The organism is Streptococcus sp. HJ1, assembly GCF_052399005.1.
Taxonomy (GTDB): domain Bacteria; phylum Bacillota; class Bacilli; order Lactobacillales; family Streptococcaceae; genus Streptococcus.
In genome coordinates, this window is sequence record NZ_CP199005.1 from 23,653 (window position 1) to 49,241 (window position 25,589).

Here is a 25,589-nt window from a genome sequence, read left to right on the forward strand (position 1 = left end):
TAGTCCCCACCTATCCCTTAATAGACAGGCTACGCAGGACTATGCGTAAGGTTGTTAGATTATGTAGGATAGAGAGGTTTGAAGGACTGAGCCAATTAAACAAGCCAAAGCCAATCAAACTACTATTTACGACAACGGTATCTTGAATATTCTTCTTGATGAGTGTTTGCAAAGATGATGATAGCCAATCCAACTCTTGGAAGAAATCCAAACGATTATCTAACAATAAGATATCGCTCATCTGCTTAGAAATATCTGCACTCTCATTCATCACCACACCGATATCTGATAGGGTTAGAGCCGCTGAGTCATTCAATCCATCTCCAACCATCAAAATCGTGTGACCTGCTTTCTGCAGTTCCTCTACTAACTCAAATTTCCCATCAGGTTTCAAGTCTGTATAGACCTGATCAAAGGGCAAATCTTTGACTAATTCCTCTGTCCTAACCAAGGTGTCCCCTGTTGCCAGAATCAATTTTTTCCCTTGTGCCTTAAGTTTCTCCAAGGCTGCTTTTGCTTCTTTTCTCAAAGGAGTATGAATGCAGAACATTCCAATCAATTCATTCTGATAAGCCAAGAATAAGAGATTGTAGTGACTCTTGTACTCTTCAATTAAAGCATTTTGTTCTGAACTGATATGAATCTGCTCATCCTGCATCAAGACATAATTCCCAATAAGAACTGGTTGGCCATCTATATGAGATTTGATCCCCTTGCTTGCAATATATTGGAGTTTCCCATGCATTTCCTCATGTTCAATTCCCTCTATCTCAGCTTGCTTGACGATGGCATTAGCAATAGGATGATAAATGTGTTCCTCAAGACAGGCACTGATTCTGAGAATATCTTCCTCACTATAGTCCCCAAAAGGTAACACCTTTTCAACTATAGGATAACTAGTTGTGATTGTTCCCGTCTTATCAAACAAGAAAGTATCAACTTCCAGATATTTCTCCAGAACATCCCCATCCTTAATCACCATTTCACGGTTCAACCCCTCCTTGATAGCTGTCAAATAAGCTACAGGAGTAGAGATTTTCAAAGCGCAGGAGAAATCGACTAATAGGAAAGAAATAGCCTTAGAAAAAGAACCTGTTAATAGGTAAGTTAGCCCAGCCCCCAAGAAATTATATTTGACGACCTTATCCGCCATCTTGATGAAATAGCGTTGTTTCGTTTTCTTGTTTTCTTCAGATTTCTTCATTAACTCAATCAGTTGTAAAATCCGGCTGTTCATCTGATTATCGGTTACACGAATGCGTAACTCTCCAGTTTCTAATACTGTATTTGCACAAACCAAATCAGACTCTCTTTTTTCAACTGGAAAACTCTCTCCCGTCAAGGAACTTTCGTTGACCATACCTAAACCTGAAACTACTTGTCCATCAAACAGAATTTCATTTCCTTGAGATAGGACCAAGACATCTCCTATTTGAACATCGGAACTCTTGATACTAACAACCGTATCGCCCTGTACTAAGAATACGTCGCTCTCTTTTGCAAGAAGGCTTTGTTCTAAATCTGTTGCAGTTTTTTTCAAAGACCACTGATCTAAATGATTCCCCAAATCAAGCATAAACATGATATTGCTAGCTGTCTTGGATTGGTTCATAAACAAGGACAATAAAATCGCCGAACAGTCCAAGACTTCCATCGTTAGTTCCTTACGCGCTAGTGTTTGATAGGCTTCTCTAATATAACCCAAAGCCTGATAACAAGTCCATATATAGCGAATAGGATACGGCACAAAACTACGAAAAAGTACACGCTTAATCGCTGCACCTGAAACAATAGAATAAGCACTCTCTTCTCTACGAATGGGAAGAGTCATCAACTCAGAAACTTTCCCTTTATCAATTCTTTTTAAAAAGGCTTCTGCATTATCTAATACAGAAAAGCCTTCTTTTATGCGTAGAGTAAAGTGCTGTTGATCCATGTAAAACTGGATAGACTCAATCCCCTTTTCATCTCTCGCCAAGGAACGAAGATAGTCTTGAATATCCAAGGTGAGTGAAAAAGAAGATGATAGTCGGATATGTTGGTATCCTCTATGTAGCACTTTAAAAGACATATTATTCTCCTATAAGGCTATCTAATTGCTCTTCTTTTTTCTCTTGCTCGTACAAATATTTGGCATCTTGCAAGACATCGTCTCCATGTTGTTTCACAACAGAAACAGATGCATCTAGCCCGTCTTTCAACTTGTAAGCCTTAGCCAAAGCTTTAGAATAACCTTTTTTAGCTTCCTTACTTGCCAAGATTTTCAAACCAAGGGTACCAAATGCGACACCACCCAAAAAGAGTGATGATTTTTTCGCAACTTTTGCAACGGTTAATACTTCTTTTAACATACTTATTTCCTCCTTATCATTATTATATAGAAATTTAGATATAAAAGCAATTTTATTCTATAAATTGGAGAATTAGTTTTATTTCTACTGAATCTCCCATCTACTTATTTCTAAAGTTGCTTTCATTTGCCTCTTTTGATACACTTAAACTATGAATACAAACCTCAAACCCAAACTTCAGCGTTTTGCTTCTGCGACTGCCTTTTCCTGCCCTATCTGCCAAGAAAATCTGGCCTTGGTAGAGTCTAGCCTCAAGTGTAGCAACCGCCATTCTTTTGATCTGGCAAAATTCGGCTATGTCAACTTGGCTCCGCAAATCAAGCAATCTGCCAACTACGACAAGGAAAACTTCCAAAACCGCCAGCAAATTCTTGAAGCTGGTTTTTATCAGGCTATTTTAGAAGGTATCTCGGACTTACTAACAACTAATCCATCCGCAAAAACAGTCTTGGATATCGGTTGTGGCGAAGGTTTCTACTCTCGTAAACTCCAAGAAAGTCACTCTGATAAAACCTTCTATGCCTTTGACATTTCAAAAGACTCGGTCCAAATCGCAGCTAAAAGTGAACTCAACTGGTCAGTTAATTGGTTTGTCGGTGACCTGGCTCGACTTCCTATAAAAGACGCCAGTATGGATATCCTGCTCGACATCTTTTCACCTGCCAACTATGGGGAATTCCGTCGCGTTTTATCCAAAGATGGCATCTTGATCAAGGTCATCCCGACTGAAAATCACCTCAAAGAAATCCGTCAAAGGGTACAAGACCAGCTGACAAACAAGGACTATTCCAACCAAGATATCAAGGAACATTTCCAGGAATACTTCAGCATCCAATCTAGCCAAATAGCTTCCCTAACCAAACCCATCACAGCCGAGCAACGCCAAGCTTTACTTAGCATGACCCCCCTTCTCTTTCATGTTGACCAGACCAAAATTGACTGGAGTCAACTGACAGAGATTACCATTGAGGCAGAGATTTTGGTTGGGAAAGTACGGTAAACAAATCTTTCAGATAAGACAAAAACCCGCACCTCCTCTTGAGGTGTGGGTATAAATCGCGATTTTTCAACTGTCTATCCGAAAAGTGGAAAAAATTTTAACCTCTCCATTTATTTTCGATTCGAAATGACAAATTTATCAATGAATAATAAGTGAAATGAGGCAAGTGTAATCCCCAAATAGCACCCATGATAAGAGATTTCTTGATGGGTAAGTGGAAAAAGAGTACGATTCCCCATCGAGAGTGATGACAAAACCACAAATAGTATCCAAAATAAATCAGTCCATTTATATTTTGAAAAATATTTTTTCCACATAAAAACACCTTCTTTCTTCACCACAATGCTATTATAATACAAATTATAAGCGGATACAAGAAATACGAGGCCATCAACTACGAAGAATCATGAGACTGAAATACAGTAAAAAGCAGTATTTCTAAAACTTCAACGTATCTATGATTTCTCTCTTTTTAGACCAGATTGATTCAAATCAACATTATTCAAAAAAAGCGAATTTCAATCGAAACTCGCTTTTTTACAAAATGTATTAGTATAAATTTGTATCTTAGTTCAAGTGCCAGATATCTTCGTTGTACTGAGCGATTGTACGGTCAGATGAGAAGAATCCTGCTTTGGCAATGTTAACGATGACTTTATCCAACCATGCGTCGCGGTCTTCGTAGTCAGCAAGCATTTGCTCTTTGACTTTAATGTAGTCTTCCAAGTCAAGGAGAGTCATGAACCAGTCTTTGTTGATCAATTCGTTGTAAAGACGTTCCAAGCGTTCTTTCTTACCTACTGCAAGAACAGCATCGCTCACAATGAAGTCAACCAAAGGTTTGATAGCTTCACGAGCATAGAATTCGCTTGATTTGTAAGCTGCTTTTGCGTAAAGGTCGATAACAGTTTCTGAATCTTCACCAAAGATATAGATGTTTTCGTCGCCAACCAACTCAGCGATTTCCACGTTAGCACCGTCCATAGTACCAAGAGTCAAAGCACCGTTCAACATGAATTTCATGTTACCAGTACCTGAAGCTTCTTTAGAAGCAAGTGAGATTTGTTCTGAGATATCACATGCTGGGATAAGGAAGCTTGCTGCAGTAACGTTGTAGTTTTCAACCATAACCACTTGCAAGTGTGGAGCTACTTCTGGATCATTTGCAATCACTTCTGACAAGCAGAGGATCAAGTGAATGATGTCTTGAGCGATTGTGTAGGCAGGTGCTGCTTTACCACCAAAGAAGACTGTGATTGGACGAGCAGGGATGTTACCAGCCTTGATATCAAGGTATTTGTGGATCACATACAAAGCGTTCATTTGTTGGCGTTTGTACTCATGAAGACGTTTGATTTGGATATCAAAGATAGAGTTTGTATTGATTTCCACACCTTGGTGCTCTTTCAAGTGACGAGCCAATTTACGTTTGTTGTGAGCCTTGATGCTTTCCAATTTTTCTTTGACAGCAGCCTTGTCTTCGTATGACAAGAGTTTTTCAAGCTCATCTGCTTCATGATGCCAACCATGTCCAAGAATCTCATCCAAGTAGTGAGACAAGCTTGGGTTAGCATGCATGAGCCAACGACGGAATGTGATACCGTTTGTTTTGTTGTTGAATTTTTCTGGGTAGATGTCGTAGAAAGCTTTCAACTCTGAGTTCTTCAAGATTTCAGTGTGAAGAGCTGCAACCCCGTTTACACTGTATCCGTAGTGGATATCCATGTGAGCCATGTGAACACGTCCGCTCTCATCGATGATTTGAACAGCTGGGTCTTTGTATTCTGCCTTCACACGACGGTCCAATTCTTCGATGATTGGTACCAAGTGAGGAACCACTTCTTCCAAAAATTCAAGAGGCCATTTTTCAAGGGCTTCAGCAAGGATTGTGTGGTTAGTGTAGGCAGTCATGCTACGTACGATTGAGATTGCTTCATCAAGTTCGATACCACGCGCAGTCAAAAGACGGATCAATTCAGGGATCACCATTGATGGGTGAGTATCATTGATTTGTACAACTGCATAGTCCGCAAGGTCATGCAAGTTGCTTCCTTTTTCGATTGCTTCGTCGATGATCAATTGTGCACCGTTTGAAACCATGAAGTATTGTTGGAAGATACGGAGCAATTCACCTTGCTTGTCGCTATCGTCTGGGTAAAGGAAGAGAGTCAAGTTGCGAGCGATATCTGTCTTGTCAAAGTTGATACCATCTTCGATGATAGAAGAATCAACTGAATCCAAGTCAAACAAACGCAAGCGGTTTTTAGTAGCTGTCTTGTAACCAGGTACATCGATATCGTAAAGAGTAGATGTCAATGTGAAGTGTGCAAATGGCACTTGGTAGCTACGGCTTGAGCGTACCAACCAGTTTTGCTCTGTCAACCAAGCGTTAGGAATCGTTTCTTGTTGGTTGTTTTTAAGAACTTGTTGGAAAAGACCGAAGTGGTAGTTCAAACCAACACCGTCACCATTCAAACCAAGTGTAGCGATTGAGTCGATAAAGCAGGCTGCCAAACGTCCCAAACCACCGTTACCAAGTGATGGTTCCAATTCTACTTCTTCGATTTCGATCAACTCTTTACCTGCAGCAGCAAGTTCTTTTTTCACATCGTCATAAAGACCAAGGTTAATCAAGTTGTTTGACAAGAGTTTACCGATCAAGAACTCAGCTGAGATGTAGTAAACTTTTTTCTTACCAGTATTCACTGGTTTTTGACTGCTAGCAAGCTTGCTGTAGTTTAGAAGAGCAAGGTAAAGCTCTTCATTGCTACATTCTGCAATGGTTTTATTGTAACGTTTTTGTACAAATTCGTTTAATGGTAACATGTTTATGTGTCTCCTGATATTGTCTTATTTCTTTAATTCTACCAAATTTTCATTGATTCGGCGATAAATTGTAGTCAAGTCAAGCAAAGTTTCTTCAACAGCTGGTGTGAGTTGGTCTGCTGTCATACGCCATGACCAGTTTCCGCCAAGAGTAGATGGGAAGTTCATACGAGCTGACTCATCTAGTTCTAGCAAGTCTTGCATGGTTGCAATAGCCATGAAGCTAACAGATGAAAAGACTGTGCGAAGCATTGCGTGTGGCACTGTTTCGTACTCTTTACGGTTCGTGTAACGAGCCATGTATTCACGAGTTGGATCGTCAATCTCATTACGGTACCAACCAAGGACCGTATTGTTGTCGTGTGTTCCTGTGTACATAACAGAGTTGGCAGGTGCCAAGTGTGGGCTATCGATACTTTCGTCTTCTGGATTGAAGGCGAATTGAAGAATCTTCATTCCTGGGAAGCCAGTGCGTTCACGCAACTCGATGACTTCATCTGTCATGAAACCAAGGTCTTCTGCGATGATGTTTAGCTCACCAAGCTCTTCTTTAACAGCTGCGAAGAGTTTGTAGCCTGGACCTTTCACCCATTTACCAGGTGCTGCTGTATCGGATCCAGCAGGAATTTCCCAGTAAGATTCGAAACCGCGGAAGTGGTCGATACGAACGATATCGTAAATCTTGAAGCTTTCGCGCAAGCGTTCAACCCACCATTTGTAACCGTCTTTGTCCATTGCTTCCCAGTCATAGATTGGGTTGCCCCAAAGCTGACCAGTTGCAGAAAACTCATCTGGTGGGCATCCTGCGATGCAAGTTGCTTTACCAGTGGCATCTGTCTTGAAGAGATGTGGATTTGCCCACATGTCGCTTGAATCTTCCGCAACATAGATAGGCATGTCACCAACGATTTCGATGTGGTTATCGTTAGCGTAAGCTTTCAATTTCAACCATTGTTGGAAGAAGAAGTATTGAGTCACACGGTGGTAAACCAACTTGTCTGCCAATTTCTCACGGTAGCTTTCAAGCGCTGAAGTTTTACGAGCACGAGCGTCTGCATCTGGCCATTCTGTCCAAGCAAGATTGTCAAAATGCTCTTTAATCGCCATATATTCTGCGAAGAGTTCAAGCCATGATTGGTTGTCTTTAGCAAACTTCTCAAAATCTTTGACATCACCCACTTCCAAGAAACGTTTAACTGCTTTTTCTAAAAGCGGACGACGTGCATAATAAATCTTCGCATAATCAACTTCAGATGCATCGCTACCAAAGTCAACACCTTCAAGGTCACTAGCTTCGAGCAAGCCTTGCTCTACCAAGATATCAAGGTCGATAAAATGCGTATTTCCAGCAAAGGCCGAGAATGATTGGTATGGAGAATCTCCATAGCTTGTTGTCCCAAGAGGGAGGATTTGCCAGTAACGTTGCTTCGTACGAACCAAGAAATCAACGAAATCATAGGCAGTTTGGCCAAATGATCCAATCCCGTATGCTCCTGGCAGAGAAGAGATGTGCATCAACACACCACTTTGACGTTTTTTCATAATAGCACCTCATGTGTTTGTTATAAAACGTTGCGCAACCAAGGCGCAAACGTTTGCGTTAAATTAAGTATAGCGTATTTTAAACACAAATGCAAGCGTTTTTAAAAAATTTTTTTGAATTATTTTAATCAAACAAAACTTGTTCCCACTGATATTTTATGAAATAGGCGAAAAAAATTTTAAAGATTTTCTGATTTAAGATAATTCATTCCCAATATCTGCTCTATTTTCTGAAAAATCGAGCAGAATTTACGCAATCGTTTCCCTAATATATTTCCCATTCAAGAAAAACAAACATTTTAAGTTCTTTCCTATATAAAGGCTTTAACAAATGTTTGAAACCTTAAAATTTTTTTAAAAAACTTTTTAAAAAAGCTTGCAACCGTTTTCTATTTGTGCTATACTAGGCTCATAAAAGAAAACGTTTGCGTTTTCTAAATAAATTATACTGTTATTCTTTAGGAGGAATACACTATGTCATCTAAATTCATGAAGAGCGCTGCTGTGCTCGGAACTGCTACTCTCGCTAGCTTGCTCTTGGTAGCTTGCGGAAGCAAATCTGCTGACAAAGCAGCTGATACTAGCTCTTCAGAAGCACAAGAAATCACTTTCTACGTTGAAGACCAATATAAAGCCTTCGCTGAATCAGCTGCAAAAGCTTACGAAAAAGAATCTGGCGTAAAAGTTACGATCAAAACAGGAGACCAAATGGGTGGTCTTGATAACCTTTCACTTGACAACCAATCTGGTAAGGCTCCTGATGTTATGATGGCTCCATACGACCGTGTAGGTAGCCTTGGTACTGACGGACAACTTTCAGAAGTAACTCTTAGTGATGGTGCGAAAACAGACGATACTACTAAATCTCTTGTAACTGTTGGTGGTAAAGTCTATGGTGCTCCAGCCGTTATCGAGTCTCTCGTAATGTACTACAACAAAGACTTGCTAAAAGAAGCTCCAAAAACTTTTGCTGACTTAGAAAACCTTGCTAAAGATAGCAAATACGCTTTCGCTGGTGAAGATGGCAAAACTACTGCCTTCCTAGCTGACTGGACAAACTTCTACTACGCATATGGACTCCTTGCTGGTAACGGTGGTTATGTATTCGGTCAAAATGGTAAAGATCCTAAAGATATCGGTCTTGCAAACGACGGAGCAATCAAAGGTATCGAATACGCTAAATCTTGGTACGAAAAATGGCCTAAAGGTATGCAAGATACTGAAGGTGCTGGTAACTTGATTCAAACTCAATTCCAAGAAGGCAAAACAGCTGCTATCATCGATGGTCCTTGGAAAGCTCAATCCTTTAAAGATGCTAAAGTAAACTACGGTGTTGCGACTATCCCAACTCTTCCAAACGGTAAAGATTACGCAGCATTCGGTGGTGGTAAAGCTTGGATCATCCCGTCAAGCACTAAGAACCTTGAAGGCGCTCAAAAATTTGTAGACTTCCTAGTTTCAACTGAACAACAAAAAGCATTCTACGATGCAACCAACGAAATCCCAGCTAACACTGAGGCTCGTACTTATGCTGAAGGCAAAAACGATGAGTTGACTACAGCTGTTATCAAACAGTTCAAGAACGCTCAACCAATGCCAAACATCTCACAAATGTCAACAGTTTGGGATCCAGCGAAAACTATGCTCTTTGATGCTGTAAGTGGTAAGAAAGATGCGAAAACAGCTGCTAACGATGCTGTAACATTGATCAAGGAAACAATCCAACAAAAATTTGGTAACTAATTGAATTGTTCAAGGGGGGTGGAAGCAAAATCCCCCTTTGAATTTATAGATATGCTTCTTATCAGATGTACGTATCTTACGATTGAATCCGAGTTTAAACTCGCATCCTATGAAAGGAGTAATCATGGAAAAACAACAGCCTCGCAAAGCAGCCTTGCTGTCAATCATTCCTGGTTTAGGACAAATCTATAACAAACAAAAAGCTAAAGGATTTATTTTCCTTGGCATTACTGTTCTATTTGTTCTGTATTTTCTAACACTTGCAACCCCTGAATTGAGCAATTTGATCACCCTTGGTGACAAACCTGGCCGTGATAATTCACTGTTCATGCTGATTCGCGGTGCTTTCCATTCTATCTTTGTTGTCGTTTACTTGCTCTTTTACATCTTTAATATTAAGGATGCACATACGACTGCTAAACGTATCAACAACGGTATTCCCGTAGCTCGTACCTTCAAGGACATGATTAAAGGCATTTATGAAAATGGATTCCCATACCTCTTGATCATTCCATCTTACGTTGCCATGACCTTCGCCATTATCTTCCCAGTTATCGTAACCTTGATGATTGCCTTTACCAACTATGACTTCCAACACTTGCCACCAAACAAATTGTTGGACTGGGTTGGTTTGACTAACTTTACAAACATCTGGAGCTTAAGTACCTTCCGTTCAGCCTTCGGTGCGGTTCTTTCTTGGACCATCATCTGGGCCTTGTCTGCTTCTACTTTGCAGATTGTGATTGGTATCTTCACTGCTATCATTGCTAACCAACCATTTATCAAAGGAAAACGTATCTTTGGTGTTATTTTCCTTCTTCCTTGGGCTGTTCCAGCCTTCATCACTATCTTGACATTCTCAAACATGTTTAACGATAGTGTCGGAGCGATCAACACTCAAGTATTGCCTATCTTGGCTAAGGTTCTTCCTTTCCTAGATGGAGCTCTTATCCCTTGGAAAACCGATCCGACTTGGACTAAGATTGCCTTGATTATGATGCAAGGTTGGCTAGGATTCCCATACATCTACGTTTTGACTTTGGGTATCTTGCAGTCTATTCCTAACGACCTCTACGAAGCGGCTTACATCGATGGTGCCAATGCTTGGCAAAAATTCCGCAACATCACTTTCCCAATGATCTTGGCTGTTGCAGCTCCAACATTGATTAGTCAATACACCTTCAACTTTAACAACTTCTCTATCATGTACCTCTTCAATGGTGGAGGACCTGGTAGCGTTGGTGGTGGAGCCGGTTCAACTGATATCTTGATTTCATGGATTTACCGTTTGACAACTGGTACAGCCCCACAATACTCTATGGCGGCAGCTGTTACCTTGATTATCTCCATCATTGTCATCTCTATCTCTATGATTGCATTCAAGAAACTACACGCATTTGATATGGAGGACGTCTAAGATGAATAACTCAATCAAACTCAAACGTAGACTGACTCAAACCCTCACTTACCTCTACTTGATTGGCTTATCAATCGTCATTATTTATCCACTTTTGATTACCATTATGTCAGCCTTCAAGTCTGGTAACGTGGTAGCCTTTAAACTAGATGGTAACGTCGATTTTAGTTTTGATAACTTTAAAGGACTCTTCACTGAAACCTTGTACGGCACTTGGTATCTCAATACCTTGATCATTGCCTTGATTACAATGGCTGTCCAAACAAGCATCATCGTACTTGCTGGTTATGCCTACAGTCGATACAACTTCTTGGCTCGTAAACAAAGTTTGGTCTTCTTCTTGATTATCCAAATGGTGCCAACCATGGCTGCTTTGACTGCCTTCTTCGTTATGGCACTTATGTTGAACGCCCTTAACCATAGCTGGTTCCTCATCTTCCTCTATGTCGGTGGTGGTATCCCTATGAACGCTTGGTTGATGAAAGGTTACTTTGATACCGTACCAATGTCTCTTGATGAATCAGCAAAACTTGATGGTGCAGGACACTTCCGCCGCTTCTGGCAAATCGTCCTCCCTCTTGTTCGCCCAATGGTTGCGGTACAAGCCCTCTGGGCCTTCATGGGACCTTTCGGAGACTATATCCTCTCTAGTTTCTTGCTTCGTGAGAAAGAATACTTTACAGTTGCCGTTGGTCTCCAAACCTTCGTCAACAATGCGAAGAACTTGAAGATTGCCTACTTCTCAGCAGGTGCCATCCTCATCGCACTTCCAATCTGTACACTCTTCTTCTTCTTACAAAAGAACTTTGTTTCAGGACTTACAAGTGGTGGCGACAAGGGATAATTTATCCCCGCCACCCTTTTTCATTTTGGAGCTTGTGGCTAAAGCTACAAGATTGGACACCCTTCTACAAATCTTATTGAAAGCCCTCTTTCAATACATAATTGATTTCCTAGACTTGAAATAAAGCACATTTCTCTATATAATACTCATATAGAAAACACTTTTAGAAAGATGCCTATGCTTCCATATCCATTCTCGTATTTCTCTAGTATCTGGGGATTTCGCAACCCCCTATCAAAACGTTTCGGCCTCAACTGGTTTCAGCTTCTCTTTACGAGCATTTTCCTCATCAGTTTGTCTATGGTTCCGATTGCCATTCAAAACAGCTCACAGGAAACGTATCCACTGGATACCTTTATCGATAATGTCTACACTCCACTGACAGATGAAGCCATCATGGACTTGTCAGAGAATGCACAAATCGTTGATGGAAAGCTGAACTACTCAGGTACGAAGAATCAGCAGCCTTCTCTTTTGATTGGCCCGAGCCAAAGCAAAGAATTGCCAAAGGACTTGCAACTTCATTTTGATACGGAAGAACTCGTCATCAGTAAGGAAAGTAAGGAACTAACTCGCATTCGCTACCACGCGATTCAAACGGAGAGTTTCCAGAGTAAGGAAGATCTAACCCAGGCCATTTCTAAAGATTGGTACCAACAAAATCGGGTCTATATCAGTCTCTTTCTCGTTCTTGGTGCTAGCTTCCTCTTTGGATTGAATTTCTTCATTGTCTCTCTTGGAGCTAGTCTTCTCCTTTATATCACCAAAAAATCACGCCTCTTTTCATTTAGGACTTTTAAAGAGTGCTACCATTTTATCTTGAACTGTTTAGGATTACCCACTCTGATTACGCTTATTTTGGGACTTTTTGGCCAAAATATGACAACGCTTATCACTGTACAAAACATTCTTTTTGTTCTTTATCTGGTCACTATTTTTTACAAGACACATTTCCGTGATCCAGATTATCATAAATAGGAGATTTTTATGCCCGTGACGATTAAAGATGTGGCTAAAGCAGCAGGTGTCTCACCTTCAACTGTTACCCGCGTCATTCAAAATAAATCAACGATTAGTGATGAAACCAAAAAACGAGTTCGCAAGGCAATGAAGGAACTCAACTACCATCCCAACCTCAATGCTCGTAGCTTGGTAAGTAGCTATACTCAGGTTATCGGCCTGGTGCTCCCTGACGACTCGGATGCCTTTTACCAAAATCCTTTCTTCCCATCTGTCCTTCGTGGTATCGCCCAAGTCGCGTCTGAAAACCACTATGCTATTCAGATTGCAACGGGGAAAGATGAGAAAGAACGTCTCAATGCGATTTCTCAGATGGTTTATGGCAAGCGTGTTGACGGTTTGATTTTCCTCTACGCCGAGGAAGAAGATCCTCTGGTCAAGCTAGTAGCTGATGAGCAGTTCCCCTTCCTCATTCTCGGAAAATCCACTTCACCCTTTATCCCTCTTGTTGATAATGACAATGTACAGGCGGGCTTTGATGCGACAGAATATTTCATCAAAAAAGGATGCAAGCGAATTGCTTTTATCGGAGGAACCAAAAAACTTTTCGTAACACAAGATCGTCTAATGGGTTATGAGTTAGCTCTTAAACAATACCAACTTCCTATTGATCCAAATCTGACCTACTTTGCGACCGAATTTCTTGAAGATAATGGTTATCGCTTTAGTAAACTTCTCTTCGAACATGATCCAAATATTGATGCTATTATTACTATTGATAGCCTTCTTGCTGCAGGGGTCTGTGATTACATCGCAAAACACCAACTGGATGTCCCTGTCCTCAGCTTTGACTCGGTCAACCCTAAACTGAACTTGGCAGCCTATGTTGATATCAATAGCTTGGAACTTGGACGTGTTTCCTTTGAAACCATTCTCCAGATAATCAACGATGCCAAAAACAATAAACAAATTTGTTACCGCCAGTTGATTGGGCACAAAATTATTGAAAAATAAAGACCAGCCCCAAGGCTGGTCTTTTGAGTATGATTAATTGTCTGTTTCTACGAATCGTCCTAGGATGTGGACATTTTCAGATACAGAGACAAAGGCTGTTGGATCGACCTGTTTCATGATGTGTTTAAAATCATTAAACTCTGCTCGCGTGATAACAGTGATCAAGACTGCTTTTCTCTCATGATTATAGGTTCCTTCTGCATCGTGGATCATGGTTGCTCCACGGTGCAATTTTTTATGGATTTTTGCGATTACCTTGTCAGGATTATTGGTCACAATCATGGCCTGCATGCGTTTCTGCTTGGTAAAGACCGCGTCTGTCACACGGCTCGATACAAAAATGGTGATCATAGAGTAAAGGGCGTATTTCCAACCAAAGGTCAGACCTGCTATCAGCATAATCATCCCATTTACCAAGAAAGAAATACTGCCGACATTCTTACCCGTTTTCTTTCGAATGGTGAGACTGACGATATCTGTACCTCCGCTAGAAATATTGTTACGGAGTGCAAAACCAATCCCCAAGCCCATGACAACACCCCCAAAAAGAGCATTGATGATGGGATCCTCTGTCAAGGTCACAACCGGCACAAGCTGGATAAAGAGGGAACTCATGGATACTGTGATAAAGGTAAAGATTGTAAACTTATGCCCAATCTGATACCAAGCCAAAATCATCAACGGAAAATTGATGGCATAAAAGGTCAGCGATATCGGAATATAAAAACCAAACCAGTGATTACTCAAAGCAGAGATAATCTGTGCCAAACCCGTCGCACCACTGGAGTAAACGTGTCCTGGTTGAAAAAAGAAATTGACTGCTACTGCTGACAAAAAGCCATAAACCAGAGAAGCCGAGACTTTCTCATCATATTTTTCCCGAGAGATACTTTGTAAAACTCGTAAGATTTTTATCTGATAAGCAAAGCGGCGCAGATAATAGCGCCACCGCTTAATTCGTTTTGCTTGTTTCATCTTCTTCTACTCAATATTTCAAACTTTTAAGGCAGAGGGGTTCAATTGAATCTCTAGTTCCTCTAGTTGTTTGAGAGCGACTGTTGATGGAGCTTGAGTCATTGGGTCGGTTGCCTTATTGTTCTTAGGAAAGGCAATGACTTCACGGATATTTTCTTCTCCTGCAAGCAACATGACAAAACGGTCAAGACCGATCGCCAAACCACCATGAGGTGGGAAACCATAGTCCATAGCCTCAAGAAGGAAACCAAACTGGTCATTGGCTTCTTCGGCTGAGAAACCAAGAGCCTTGAACATGCGTTCTTGAAGGTCTTTTTGGTTGATACGGAGGCTACCACCTCCAAGCTCATAACCGTTCAAAACGATATCGTAGGCAATGGCACGAACCTTAGCCAAATCACCTTCTAATTCGTGAGCTGTCTCTTCCTGTGGAAGGGTAAACGGATGGTGGGCACTCATGTAACGACCTTCTTCTTCAGACCATTCAAACATTGGCCAGTCAACTACCCAGAGGAAGTTAAATTTGTCGTTATCAATCAAGCCAAGCTCTTTGGCAATACGTCCACGAAGGGCGCCTAGTGTTGCATTGGCCACTTCAAGCGTATCCGCCACAAAGAGAACCAAATCCTTATCTTCAAGACCAAGTGCTGTAGTCAATTCTGCTTGGATACCAGTCAAGAATTTGGCAACTGGTCCATTTAATTCTCCATCAACCACCTTGACCCAAGCAAGACCTTTGGCACCATATTGTTTGGCTACTTCGGTCATCTTGTCGATGTCTTTACGTGAGTAGTTGTCTGCAGCTCCTTTGACCACAATGGCTTTAACGGCAGGTGCTTCTGAGAAGACTTTAAAATCAATACCCTTGACTACTTCTGTCAAGTCCTGAAGCAACATGTCAAAACGGGTATCAGGTTTGTCAGAACCGTAAAGAGCCATCGCATCGTCGTATTTCATACGAGGGAATGGAAGCGTCACGTCAATGCCTTTGGTTTCTTTCATCACGCGCGCAATCAAGCCTTCTGTGATATCTTGGATTTCTTGCTCAGTTAGGAAAGACGTTTCCAAGTCGACCTGAGTAAACTCAGGCTGACGGTCACCACGCAAGTCCTCGTCACGGAAACATTTGACGATTTGGTAGTAACGGTCAAAACCAGCATTCATCAAGAGCTGTTTGGTAATCTGTGGACTCTGAGGAAGAGCGTAGAAATGCCCTTTATTGACACGAGATGGCACCAAATAGTCACGCGCCCCTTCTGGTGTTGACTTAGAAAGGAATGGTGTCTCCACATCGATAAACTCCAACTCATCCAAGTAGTTACGGATTGAGTGGGTCACCTTAGCACGAAGCTTAAGGTTTTCTAGCATTTCTGGACGACGAAGGTCAAGGTAACGGTAACGCATACGTGTATCGTCATTGGCCTCAATCCCATCTTTAATCTCAAATGGCGTTGTTTTAGCTGTATTAAGCACCGTCAAAGCTGTCACGTTCAACTCAACCGCACCAGTCGGCAATTTATCATTGGCTTGCTCACGCGCAGCGACTTGCCCAGTCACCTCGATGACAAACTCACTGCGAATACTTTCAGCTGTTGCCATGACCTCTGCAGATACTTTTTCAGGGTTGATAACCAACTGCATGATTCCTTCACGGTCACGAAGGTCGATAAAGATTAAACCACCAAGGTCACGACGACGGCCAACCCATCCTTTCAAAGTAATTTCTTGTCCGATATGTTCTTCACGAACACGACCAGCATACATACTACGTTTCATGTTTTCTCTCCTCTTTTATTCTGTTACTATTTTACCATAAAAGCGCAGGCTCTTCATGAAAATCAGCAGAAAAGTTTGATTGCCTTTAGAAATCAAAACAAACAGACAAAAAATCCGATGAAAACGTCATCGGATTCTCTGATTATGATTCTTAACCTTTTTTACGCTTTTCAGCAATCTCGGCTGCCTTTTTAGGTAGAACAATCTCCGTCGCATACGCCGAAGCAAAACGCAAGACACCTGCAATAGGCGCAAAGACAACCGCTAGATAGTTGTAAAAGAAGTCGCCTTTAAAGGCATAGGCAAGTGCCCCGATGATAAAGAAGAGAACGACCGCCTGTATCACTGCTAATAAAATTACTCGTTTCATGTGACCTCCTGACTCTATTATAGCATGAGTATCATCAAAAAGCCGATTAAATTATTCAAAGCGTGGAGAGAAATGCTATAAAGAAGACCTTTTCGGCTCACATAAGCCAGACCCAAACTCAATCCCAGACTGGCATAAACTAAAAACTGTTGCAAAGTCCCTGGAAAATGAATCAAGGCAAAAAGCACACTTGATACGAGGAGAAACAGAGCTGTCTGTTTGCTGTTGTTCTGCTTAGGAAAGAGATAGCGCGCCAGCATCCCTCTAAAGATAAATTCTTCCGTCAGAGGAGCAAAGACCACTACCATAAAGAAACCAAAGACAGGCTGAGCAACTGTCAATTGTGATACGATTTGTTGATTGACTGACGGATCTTCTGGCAAAAAGAACTGGGCTGTAATCGCCACTAGCAAAACCAGAGTAGGCAACCAGATATAACGATTAAAAGCTGTTGTCTGGATGCTAACCTTTTCTGTCTGATACCATCTGTAAACTCCATAAACATAGGCCCCTGACAGGGCGATATAAAGTGGCAAGACTCCAAAGATTGAAGCCCCTAGTCCAAGAGCTGATAAAGCCATACTCTGAACCAGACCATAGCCAAAGAAAAAGGATAGAACAGCTAGAAGAAACCAGCCAAGATTTTTAAGTAGTTTCATAAAAGACTCCTATTTGAAATGAAGACTTAGCATTGTTATTCGCATCATTTTGATAAAAATGTGGAATACAGTCGCAACTAAAAGGGCTAATAAGAGAATTCCTCTTGCAAAAATAGAAACGGTAGTAATGGTTTTATAAAGATATTTTTAAACAAGCAAAAGCAATGTTGATCCTAGGAAAAAGAGGGTCAGAAATAAGATCCTGACCAGTTTTTCTACTATTAAAATCCTAGTTTTTCAAAGACTTGAGAGAAATTTTGGCTGATGGTCTCAAGGGACACTTGCACTTCTTCTCGAGTTTGGTTGTTCTTAACCGTCACTTGTCCGCTTTCGACTTCACTCTCGCCTAGAGTAATAAGAGTCTTAGCCGCAAAGACATCGGCGGACTTGAACTGAGCTTTGAGCTTCCGATTAAGGTAATCACGCTCTGCTTTGAATCCTTGTTGGCGAAGGGCTTGTACCAATTCCAAGGCCTTAACATTTGCTCCTTCACCCAAGACTGCGATATAAACATCTAGAGAGTTTTCGATAGGGAGAGCCACACCTTGCTTTTCAAGGATAAGAAGCAGGCGCTCTACACCAAGTCCAAAACCAAATCCAGCAGTTTCAGGACCACCAAAGTAGGCAACCAAACCATCGTAGCGACCACCCGCACAGACCGTCAAGTTATTGCCCTCAATCTCAGTGATAAACTCGAAAATCGTGTGGTTGTAGTAGTCCAAACCACGCACCATATTGGTATCGATGATATAGTCTACACCCAGATTTTCCAACATCTGACGGACGGCATCAAAATGAGCTTGGCTTTCTTCATCAAGGAAGTCCAAGATAGAAGGTGCATTCTCTACTGCTACCTTGTCTTCTTTTTCCTTAGAGTCTAAGACACGGAGAGGATTTTCCTCCAAACGACGTTGGCTATCCTTCGACAAGGTCTCCTTGAGCGGTGTCAAATAGGCAATCAAAGCTTGACGGTAAGCCGCACGGCTCTCAGGATTTCCAAGAGTGTTGAGGTGCAATTTAACACCTTGAATGCCAATCGCTTTCAAGAAATGAGCCGCCATAGCGATGGTTTCCACATCGGTAGCTGGATTGCTAGAGCCAAAGCACTCGACACCAATCTGGTGAAATTGGCGTAAACGCCCTGCCTGTGGACGCTCATAACGGAACATAGGGCCCATGTAATAGAACTTACTTGGCTTTTGCACTTCTGGTGCGAAGAGTTTATTTTCCACATAGGAACGAACAACGGGCGCAGTTCCTTCTGGACGGAGGGTAATATGGCGGTCACCCTTGTCATAAAAATCGTACATTTCCTTGGTAACGATATCGGTTGTGTCTCCAACAGAGCGGCTGATGACCTCGTAATGCTCAAAAATAGGCGTGCGCACTTCTGCATAGTTATAGCGCTTGAAAATTTCACGGGCAAAGCCCTCAACGTACTGCCACTTGGCAGACTCAGCAGGTAAAATATCCTGCGTTCCTTTTGGTTTTTGTAATTTCATAGGGAATCCTCTTTAAACTTAATAGTCTTATTTTACCATAAATAGAGGGATTAAAACAGTGAGAAAAAAATTAGGATTCAAATATCATTTTTGAGATTAATAACTGTCAAAAGAATAGCCAGCAAGGAAAGACCAACAAATAGCATCCAAGTCAACTGTATATTCCATACAGCTATAAGTGAAAAACAAGCTGTTCCCACAGGTATGGATAAGGTAAACAATAAACCTAAAAAATTACTGGTACGAGCTAGAACATCTGGAGCTAGATTTTTCATGAGCATGGCACTAATCTTTGGTTGAACTTTACCAGACACATACAGAGTTAAAAATAGAAATAGCAAACCAAGCACGACTTGATTGAATACATTAGCTAGACCAATTAGACTGAGTCCTACGGTCGCCCACATCATCAATCTAGGCAAAGACTGCTTCCCAAAATAATCATTGCCCGTAAGGCTACTGATGATGATTGCTACTAAAACACAGAATTGATTGATAAATAGTGCCTCTGTGTAAGAAAAATTCAAGAGAGAATGGCTCAAAAAGAAGATGTTATAGATGCTTCCTAAAGCCCCACCCAAGGCATTAATAAGCAAGACAGCAAAGATCATGAAACCAAAGTTTTTCTGTCCACCTTTAAGAAAAACGAGACGTAAATTTCGGTAAATTGTTAGGAACTGGTCTTTGATAGAAAGCTTCTCATTTTTTAGTTTTTTACCATCAGCAGATGACATTGACAGACTCAATTTGCTTTTTCCTAAAAAGAGAATAAAGGCTGATACTAGGAAAAAGCAGGCATTGATTCCCGCAACAAGGGAAAAATTGTTGACCGATAGACCTAAGAGCCAAACTCCAAAAGCTTGACCACCAATAGCTGAAATATAGGTGATAAACTGGGAAAAAGAATAAGCTTCCATCAGATCCCCTTCAGCTACTTTTTCCTTAACGAGGGGCATGCGCAAACCACCAGCAAAATCACTGATCACATCACTGATGACATTGATCAAACACAGGCTAGAAAAGGCAAAGAGACTAGCTTGCTGAACAACTAGGGCTGCCAGAAAAAATAAAACCGCCTGAAACAAACCGCTATAGACCATCCATTTGACCTTGTCCCTTGTGTAATCTGCCCGAATCCCTACAAAAACTGTAAAGAGAGTCGGAAGAATCATGACAATATTCGCCATAGCAACAGCAAAAGAGGCTTGTGGCAAGGTCGATGCATAAACGATAAATACTAGGTTAAAAATCGAAGCACCAAAAGCATTGAAGAAGCGCGACAAAGTCAAGAGTCGATAAGCTTGATTTCTAAACAATAGTTTCATAGGTAATCTCCCTTCTTGTTATAATCCCTATGTGAAGTATGACTATAGTATAGCACTTAGAAATTGAAAGGGAAAACTTTTGAATATATGCAACACATAAAATGAGCAAAGAAACGATAGAACTTTTGTAACGACCTGAGAGTAGTCAAAAGTTCTATCGCTTAAATTTTCAAATTATTTTCTTAGTTTGCAGATATTCAACAATCGGTTGTATTTCTGTAGTATTCAGCAGATTTGTTACAACCAAGCATCTCAAAAATATGGACAGCATCTTCCATCTTTTTCTGCCCTTCCTTGACTCTACCCTGCTTGCTATCAAGAAGACCTTCAGCCCACAAATAGACAATTCGGAAATAGGTCTCATTTTCCTTGTAGAAATGCTCTTTGATGACACGTTTAAAATAAGAGGCATTGGTAAATTCTTCACACTCAATGCTGGCTAAAAAACCATTCAGTAGCATGGTGTGAAAAAGGTTCCGATTTCCCTTCATTTCCATTAGAAAATCGGATTTGCGGACCATTTCTCGTACATATCTAGTAAAAAGAGAAACAGACAAGAACGGAGAACTGACTGAGAACAAATTGAGTTCATAGATTCCCCAAATCTCAGTAGAAAACAAGTAGTCATGAAGGACTTTCCCTTCCTCTGCCGTTAACTCAACCGTTTCATCCATACTCTTCATATAAGACTTGATAATGATGGCATTTAGAACATGTTTCTGTTTGTTTTGAGAATGGGCATGCTTTTGATACTCCTTGCGATATAAGTCCTCAAGAGGTGCTATATTCTTTAAATCCAAAACATCTGTGATTTCTTTTCTCAACTCCGAATCTGTATCATACTGAAAACCTCTCGCCAGAAAGAGGATTTCCTCTACACTCGCAGATATATTTTCTAGGGCAAACAGAAACTTTCCCACCGAAAGTTCACTCTGACCTGTTTCAAATCGGGACAACATGGACGGCGAAAATTGTCCCCCAGTTGCTTGTCTCAGCGAGATATTTCTTGACTCTCGTAATTGTCTAAAGACTTTTCCAATCTGCTCCATAGACTTCCCCTTGATTCCATATTTTCTTCATTTTATCATATTTTTCAGAAAATTCATCAAAAACTTGCCAAATTGTCAGAATTATGAGAAAATAGAGGATATTTATCACGTGGAGGGACTGTAATGAGAGAGGATATCAAAATCAATGACCGTGCTTTGGCCTTGCAAGACCAAATTATCGAAAAACTAGAGAAGGTTTTTGATACAGATGTGGAATTGGATGTTTACAATCTAGGACTGATTTATGAAATCAATCTGGACGAAACAGGCCTCTGCAAGATTGTCATGACCTTCACCGACACCGCCTGCGATTGCGCCGAAAGCCTGCCTATTGAAATCGTCGCAGGTCTAAAACAAATCGAAGGTATCGAGGACGTCAAGGTTGAAGTTACCTGGTCGCCTGCCTGGAAGATCACACGAATCAGTCGCTACGGACGCATTGCCCTCGGACTGCCACCTCGTTAATACTCTTCAAAAATCAAATTCAAACCACGTCAGCGTCGGCTTGTCGTACTCAAGTACTGCCTGCGCCTAGCTTTCTAGTTTGCTCTTTGATTTTTATTGAGTATAAGCAGGCAAATCACTTTTGAAGATGAAAAGAAGCAAGCCGAAAATGGCTTGCTTTTCTTGTTTATTTTTTACCTGACTTGTCCATATTCCAGAAGTCTGTCACGGCTCCACGAGAAGCGGATGATACGATATGGGCGTATTTACCGAGGACACTGCTAACGATCGAAGAGTAATAAAGTAAAGGCCATGCAAGAGTTTTGGCTCCTGCATGGTCTGTGTTGTTATTTATCTCATTGCCAATTCAAATGCTTTTTCAAATATACTGTCATCGAGAGGCTTGTGTAGTTCTCGTTTAAGTTGGAAACAAGTCGATTGATATTTCTTCGATCTACGTCCTTTGGATTTAATTTTTGCACTGTCGGGAAAATCTTTTTTGAACTTATCAAAAGCAATACGCCAATATTGACTCATATTTAGAATCGATTCGTATATTTCAAACAGCTCATCATTCGTAAAAACCGATGTATCCTTGCTTTTCAAATATAGGTGTAAGCCTTTTTCAAATTCACGCCAGTCATCTTCACGGATTTTCTCTTTTTTATTTCTAATCCACTCAAATATTCTTTCATCTTCTCTATTGAGAACTCTATCAAGAATATCTTGCCATTGGCGCCAAGAAAGTTTTTCTACTACTTCTTGATCAAATTGCGACAATCTATAGCACTGACCATAGAAACTACGGGTTTCAGCATTCTTACTTTCATCTCTGCGACGATTTTCTTTCGTAGCAAATGTTTTGATTTCATCCCAAAATTGTTTGCGTTCAGAAGCAGATATATTATATTTAGTTAGTAATTCTCCCAGAAATTTACCCAGATTGTATTTGTACAACACACTTTTACCATATACCTCCTCTAGATCTGCTTCAATTTGAGGGATTTCTTGTTCAAGTGCATTTTTAATCTCATCTATAGTGGCAATTTCTTTTGCGGTAAGTAGACCCTTATATACTAGATTACCATCTTTATCCAATGATACCACGTGTTTCATAAAAACTCCCCTTATTTAAGACTTTCATAATAAACACTTTCCACTTTCTGAAGTACTTTATCAGCAGCTTCTTGTGGCTCAAGACCAATAAACCCATCTCCAAATATATCATATTTACCTTCATCTAGATAGAGCAGAACATACTGTTTCAACATTTGTTCGCGAAGATAATCATGTCGAAAATCCGGATAATCAGCCACACTATTGTATGCTGGATGTTCAATATTTATAGTGATTTTTCTATCATTTCCCGGAGTTCGCCACGAGCGCTCAAAATTATTTTTTGATTTGGAAAGTTCGATCCTAAACGACTCTCTCTTTCCATTCTTTTCATCCATATTTAGGAAAATTTTAAAATGATAAGAAGTTATTTTATCGCCCTTTTCATAGATTGGATCGTCTTCATTTGCTATCAGTCTTGCCCGAAGTTCCAATGTGCCTTCGGAAAGATAAGGTTCGTATGTGTCTTTATCAAAGACAATCTCATCTAAATAAGGGGTAATCTGATCTTCGAATGGAGGAATTATACCTGTAAGTGACAGTACGTCAACTATTTTAGGACATGTTTTATCACTTGCATTTGCTTTGTGGATGCTTACATTCAAACGATAATTTAATGTGTGATTTCGCTTATTCTCAATCTTCCAGCATACTTTACGAACAGCTTCACCAAAATTTACACGACGACTGCCTTGGACAGGGAACAAACATTCATGCAGTGTCAAGCCAACAGTTTCACGAGAGGTATCTGGCTTATCTATGTCAAAGAAATACGGAAGAACTTTTGTCTTTTCTTTACCACTACCAATAACCTTAACAGATAGAACAATACGATTTTCTGCATATTGCTTTGAATTCTTTTTCGTAACCGTATGGATTTTATCCATACGATGTACTGTGTTTGCTTTTACTGTTATCTCTCCGGCATCAATCTGATGTAGAACCGAACGGTTTTCAGGGTCGACCACTAAAATTTTATAATCAAATTTCTTGTCTGTTGTATAGGAATTCTTTATTCTAACAGAAAAAGCAATTTCATCACCGGATGTAACTTTTTCTGTCTCTGCCACAGGATAGCGAATATCTTGCCAACGAACATCAAAATCAGGCTTTTGTGGACCTGTGCCAAGATTTTCAAATTCAAGGTTATCAAATAGATCTTGAAGTTCTTCTGCGATTGATTGCAATTCATCATTAAGTTTTTTATCTTCAGTCTTATTATCCTTTATGAATCCCCATTTAACCATGTTTTCGTGGAATTTATTATTGCAGTAGTTCTTCAAATTCTGATAAGTATTAGTATGTTTCTTTCCCTTACTCACACCGAAATGAACCTTATCCTCAATATCAGAGAGTTCATCTTCCCAAAGCTCATCTACCTCTACATATCCCCAAAATTTTCCTTCAACATCTTTAGGAATATCCTTGATGTCAATCTCGCCAATTTTCATTCCCTTGCGATAATAAGAGAGTCCAGACCATATATTTCCGCCATCTTCGAAGACATATAATCCGAAGTGCTTGACTTTATACCCCTGAGAATAACTTTCTGGTTTTTGCAATTCATACGCTCGTCGTGTTTTTTTAATATCATCAGGAACTGTAATAGGAACATTATTTACAGTAATAGCAGAGCCTGCTGGCAAACGCTCAATAATTAACCACCAGGACTCTTGGATAAGTGGAACGAGTTCTCCACTTGTTATGGATTCAACCAATTCGTCTTTTGGTTTTTCAATTATGATTCGAGTACCAACGGTTTTCTTCTCGTCTAAACCTGTGTTCTCTTTAATATATTTTTTGGCTTCAGATCCTTCATAAGCGATAGAATTAACTTGGCCACCTTTATTGACATTTGATACATACATTCCATCTTCACGGAGTGAATCATAATAATAAGTATAGGTTTTAGAAGCAACAGAGTAAACACTCTTACCAGCACCAAAAAGGCCACCTCCAGTAGTATTACCACCGGAATTAAACATTGAGGTGAAACGCGAAAGCCGTTCCTCTGGAGGTAGAACTTTACCTTCTGCCATCAGTTCATTAATCTGTTCAGCGGGAGTATTATTTCCAGTCAAACCCACGGTTCCAGAGTCCTCGACGACAACATATCTGCCCCGGTCATTTTCAATTAAAGAAATATCACATCTCCAATTTTTCCAATTTTTTGTTGGTCTTGCACCAACAGCATTCTGTATCGCATCCTTTTGAAAACCATTCGGGAAGGTTACACCTGCATCAGTGTATGCGCCTAGGATCCAGTCTACATTATTTCTGTAATTTTGTGGTATTGAAGTAAAAACCATGGAAGTTCCTCCTTAATCTAATGTAAAACGAGAACCTTTTTTGCTCTCTGATTTGTTGAATTTTTTCTTAGTTTCACGAACTTCGGATTCGATTGCAGCAAATATTTTATCAACATCTTGTTGAGTGTAATCATATGTGCTTAAATTCGAGCAGTTACCAAGAAGTTGTAGCATATCAATTATTTTGTTAGTACGTGCTTCAGCAAGCCTAATAAACTTCTCACGTTTAGTTTCCTGTTTTTTGCCCATAATGGGAACCTCCATTTTTCGTATGTTACCTAAAGTATATCATTTATATTTTATATAGTCAACAATATTTGCAATATATTCTAAATATATTACAAATATATTTATTAATAATTATTAC

General features: G+C 40.3%; 22 protein-coding genes. 7 read left to right on the forward strand and 15 right to left on the reverse strand.

All coding sequences use genetic code 11. The features are described from left to right. Positions 1-10 precede the first annotated feature (10 nt). The gene (locus ACT17O_RS00110) at positions 11-2,071 is read right to left on the reverse strand and encodes a heavy metal translocating P-type ATPase (protein WP_000008775.1); all 2,061 of its coding nucleotides are present in this window, start codon (positions 2,069-2,071) and stop codon (positions 11-13) included. A gap of 1 nt (position 2,072) precedes the next feature. Next, positions 2,073-2,351: a DUF6110 family protein gene (locus tag ACT17O_RS00115; protein WP_000910910.1), complete on the reverse strand. Its 279-nt coding sequence runs from the start codon at positions 2,349-2,351 to the stop codon at positions 2,073-2,075. A 151-nt stretch (positions 2,352-2,502) separates the two neighbouring features. Between ACT17O_RS00115 and ACT17O_RS00120 the strand changes: the two genes are divergently transcribed. Then, positions 2,503-3,351, forward strand: coding sequence for a putative RNA methyltransferase (locus tag ACT17O_RS00120; protein WP_444817488.1), 849 nt, complete (start codon positions 2,503-2,505; stop codon positions 3,349-3,351). Between the two features lie 110 nt (positions 3,352-3,461). Here ACT17O_RS00120 and ACT17O_RS00125 read toward each other — a convergent pair whose 3' ends face one another. The 3 genes from ACT17O_RS00125 to malQ all read right to left on the reverse strand — a co-directional run bounded on the left by ACT17O_RS00125 (position 3,462) and on the right by malQ (position 7,719). Then, positions 3,462-3,668, reverse strand: a complete 207-nt coding sequence (locus ACT17O_RS00125; RefSeq protein WP_009013759.1) for a hypothetical protein — start codon at positions 3,666-3,668, stop codon at positions 3,462-3,464. A gap of 250 nt (positions 3,669-3,918) precedes the next feature. Continuing rightward, entirely contained in the window at positions 3,919-6,177 is a 2,259-nt protein-coding gene (glgP, locus tag ACT17O_RS00130) for a glycogen/starch/alpha-glucan family phosphorylase (protein ID WP_444817489.1), read from the reverse strand. 24 nt (positions 6,178-6,201) lie between these two features. Then, positions 6,202-7,719, reverse strand: a complete 1,518-nt coding sequence (gene malQ, locus ACT17O_RS00135) for a 4-alpha-glucanotransferase (protein ID WP_444817490.1) — start codon at positions 7,717-7,719, stop codon at positions 6,202-6,204. Between the two features lie 474 nt (positions 7,720-8,193). On the opposite strand from malQ, the gene ACT17O_RS00140 reads away from it, so the two are divergent. The 5 genes from ACT17O_RS00140 to ACT17O_RS00160 all read left to right on the forward strand — a co-directional run bounded on the left by ACT17O_RS00140 (position 8,194) and on the right by ACT17O_RS00160 (position 13,697). Further along, a complete protein-coding gene (locus ACT17O_RS00140) occupies positions 8,194-9,462 on the forward strand; it encodes an extracellular solute-binding protein (protein WP_000095456.1) in 1,269 nt (422 codons plus the stop codon). A 124-nt stretch (positions 9,463-9,586) separates the two neighbouring features. Then, the gene (locus ACT17O_RS00145; RefSeq protein WP_444817491.1) at positions 9,587-10,879 is read left to right on the forward strand and encodes an ABC transporter permease subunit; all 1,293 of its coding nucleotides are present in this window, start codon (positions 9,587-9,589) and stop codon (positions 10,877-10,879) included. A 1-nt stretch (position 10,880) separates the two neighbouring features. Beyond that, positions 10,881-11,723: a sugar ABC transporter permease gene (locus ACT17O_RS00150; RefSeq protein ID WP_001065650.1), complete on the forward strand. Its 843-nt coding sequence runs from the start codon at positions 10,881-10,883 to the stop codon at positions 11,721-11,723. A gap of 177 nt (positions 11,724-11,900) precedes the next feature. Continuing rightward, positions 11,901-12,701 carry a DUF1189 domain-containing protein gene (locus tag ACT17O_RS00155; RefSeq protein ID WP_002880570.1) on the forward strand — a complete coding sequence of 267 codons (801 nt, stop codon included), beginning with the start codon at positions 11,901-11,903 and terminating at the stop codon, positions 12,699-12,701. 9 nt (positions 12,702-12,710) lie between these two features. After that, the gene (locus tag ACT17O_RS00160; RefSeq protein ID WP_132972277.1) at positions 12,711-13,697 is read left to right on the forward strand and encodes a LacI family DNA-binding transcriptional regulator; all 987 of its coding nucleotides are present in this window, start codon (positions 12,711-12,713) and stop codon (positions 13,695-13,697) included. Between the two features lie 33 nt (positions 13,698-13,730). On the opposite strand, the gene ACT17O_RS00165 is transcribed toward ACT17O_RS00160, so the two are convergent. The 7 genes from ACT17O_RS00165 to ACT17O_RS00195 all read right to left on the reverse strand — a co-directional run bounded on the left by ACT17O_RS00165 (position 13,731) and on the right by ACT17O_RS00195 (position 21,353). After that, complete coding sequence (locus ACT17O_RS00165; protein WP_096422886.1) at positions 13,731-14,672, reverse strand: YitT family protein; 942 nt, start codon at positions 14,670-14,672, stop codon at positions 13,731-13,733. 18 nt (positions 14,673-14,690) lie between these two features. Continuing rightward, on the reverse strand, positions 14,691-16,448 hold the full coding sequence (aspS, locus tag ACT17O_RS00170; protein ID WP_444817492.1) for an aspartate--tRNA ligase: 1,758 nt from the start codon (positions 16,446-16,448) through the stop codon (positions 14,691-14,693). A gap of 151 nt (positions 16,449-16,599) precedes the next feature. Then, positions 16,600-16,818 carry a hypothetical protein gene (locus ACT17O_RS00175; RefSeq protein WP_000832176.1) on the reverse strand — a complete coding sequence of 73 codons (219 nt, stop codon included), beginning with the start codon at positions 16,816-16,818 and terminating at the stop codon, positions 16,600-16,602. Between the two features lie 17 nt (positions 16,819-16,835). Next, positions 16,836-17,477 carry a lysostaphin resistance A-like protein gene (locus ACT17O_RS00180; RefSeq protein ID WP_444817493.1) on the reverse strand — a complete coding sequence of 214 codons (642 nt, stop codon included), beginning with the start codon at positions 17,475-17,477 and terminating at the stop codon, positions 16,836-16,838. A gap of 221 nt (positions 17,478-17,698) precedes the next feature. Continuing rightward, positions 17,699-18,979, reverse strand: a complete 1,281-nt coding sequence (gene hisS / locus ACT17O_RS00185) for a histidine--tRNA ligase (protein WP_444817494.1) — start codon at positions 18,977-18,979, stop codon at positions 17,699-17,701. A 77-nt stretch (positions 18,980-19,056) separates the two neighbouring features. After that, complete coding sequence (locus ACT17O_RS00190; RefSeq protein ID WP_000770638.1) at positions 19,057-20,304, reverse strand: hypothetical protein; 1,248 nt, start codon at positions 20,302-20,304, stop codon at positions 19,057-19,059. A gap of 197 nt (positions 20,305-20,501) precedes the next feature. Continuing rightward, on the reverse strand, positions 20,502-21,353 hold the full coding sequence (locus tag ACT17O_RS00195) for an Rgg family transcriptional regulator (protein WP_444817495.1): 852 nt from the start codon (positions 21,351-21,353) through the stop codon (positions 20,502-20,504). Positions 21,354-21,476: 123 nt separating this feature from the next. On the opposite strand from ACT17O_RS00195, the gene ACT17O_RS00200 reads away from it, so the two are divergent. Then, on the forward strand, positions 21,477-21,818 hold the full coding sequence (locus ACT17O_RS00200; protein WP_001206380.1) for a metal-sulfur cluster assembly factor: 342 nt from the start codon (positions 21,477-21,479) through the stop codon (positions 21,816-21,818). A gap of 330 nt (positions 21,819-22,148) precedes the next feature. On the opposite strand, the gene ACT17O_RS00205 is transcribed toward ACT17O_RS00200, so the two are convergent. From ACT17O_RS00205 to ACT17O_RS00215, 3 genes are read right to left on the reverse strand one after another with little or no spacing between them, the layout of a single operon-like run. Next, entirely contained in the window at positions 22,149-22,913 is a 765-nt protein-coding gene (locus tag ACT17O_RS00205) for an ATP-dependent helicase (RefSeq protein ID WP_070567162.1), read from the reverse strand. Between the two features lie 11 nt (positions 22,914-22,924). Beyond that, positions 22,925-25,222, reverse strand: a complete 2,298-nt coding sequence (locus ACT17O_RS00210; RefSeq protein ID WP_070567151.1) for a hypothetical protein — start codon at positions 25,220-25,222, stop codon at positions 22,925-22,927. A gap of 12 nt (positions 25,223-25,234) precedes the next feature. Next, a complete protein-coding gene (locus ACT17O_RS00215) occupies positions 25,235-25,471 on the reverse strand; it encodes a hypothetical protein (RefSeq protein ID WP_070567148.1) in 237 nt (78 codons plus the stop codon). Positions 25,472-25,589 lie beyond the last annotated feature (118 nt).